This is a genomic window from Saccharicrinis aurantiacus (assembly GCF_947489045.1).
In the GTDB taxonomy this organism is placed as follows: domain Bacteria; phylum Bacteroidota; class Bacteroidia; order Bacteroidales; family Marinilabiliaceae; genus Saccharicrinis; species Saccharicrinis aurantiacus.
In genome coordinates this window covers 1-1,210 of the sequence record NZ_CANLCN010000052.1, presented here as the reverse complement: position 1 = coordinate 1,210, position 1,210 = coordinate 1, and the positions used below count along the sequence as shown (strand labels likewise).

General features: G+C 35.5%; 1 protein-coding gene. It reads left to right on the top strand.

The window, feature by feature from the left end; genetic code table 11:
* The first annotated feature begins 50 nt into the window (after positions 1–50).
* Positions 51–1,046, top strand: coding sequence for an IS30 family transposase (locus tag QMO11_RS21825; RefSeq protein WP_282040082.1), 996 nt, complete (start codon positions 51–53; stop codon positions 1,044–1,046).
* Positions 1,047–1,210: the final 164 nt, after the last annotated feature.

Genomic DNA, 1,210 nt, shown 5'->3' with positions numbered 1-1,210 from the left:
CCCAGATTCAAGAACCTAGCGCAACAAATTAATATTTTAAATTTGTTGTTATGAATGGAAAAAACTACACACGTCTCACATTAAAAGAGCGTTGCCAAATAGAAGGCTATCTCAAAGATTTTAAGTCTGTCTCAGAAATTGCACGACTTCTCGATAGGAATCGTTCAACCATAAGTCGAGAATTAAAACGAGGATTGTATTTAACATCCAAGTTTTACATTGCCGACCATGCTCATAAACATGCAGATATACGAAATAGGATAAAGCGTTTAGACCCACGTTTATTGAATAATAATGTGTTAAGGTTTTACGTATTTCGAAGCCTACTTAAGGGTTGGACACCAGAACAAATAGCAAATCGAGTAGTCAAGCTTTATCCAAATAATTTAGAAATGCGTATTTCATACGAAGCAATCTATTGCTTTATATACAAACAGACCAACTTCAAGTTAAAGAGTAAACTGATCAAGCTCCTTGTACACTCTAAGCCAAAACGAAGTAAATCACCCAAAAGAAAGCAATATATGGGGACGATTATTGACAGAACACCAATTGATGAACGTCCTATAGAAGTTGAGAATAGGGATATAGTAGGGCATTGGGAGAGTGATTTAATTATAGGAAAAGGGCAACAAAGTGCCATCGGCACAATTGTTGAGCGTAGCTCGAGATATACACTAATTATCCCCTTAAAGTCGAGAAAAAGCGAACATGTAGTGCGTGAATTTACAAAAGCCTTGATGCAGCTCCCCAAGCATTTATTAAAAAGTATTACTCATGATAATGGTATAGAAATGTCAGCACATAAGCAACTTACAAAACGAACGAACATGCCCGTATACTTTGCTCATCCATACTCATCATGGGAGCGAGGTACAAATGAAAATACAAATGGGCTGATAAGGCGTGTATTTAAAAAGAAAACAGATTTTAATAAGGTAAGTCCCGAAGCACTTAAGGAGTTGCAAAATAGGCTTAATGATAGACCAAGAAAGGTCTTAGACTATAGAACCCCAAATGAAATACTAAATAAATCATGCGCTTAATGATGATTACTTCCGAATATTTTTCTTCCGAAACGCCCCCACAAAATCATTTGGGGGTTTTCGTAAGAAAATATATGACCAAAACTATACAAATAAAAATTAATTATGCTAATTTGCATCCAATACAAAAACAAACTTTGTTGCACTAGACCCTTGAATCCAAG

Coding starts and splice junctions, on each gene's coding strand:
- QMO11_RS21825 (WP_282040082.1), top strand. CDS start 51: ATGAATGGAAAAAACTACACACGTCTCACATTAAAAGAGCGTTGCCAA.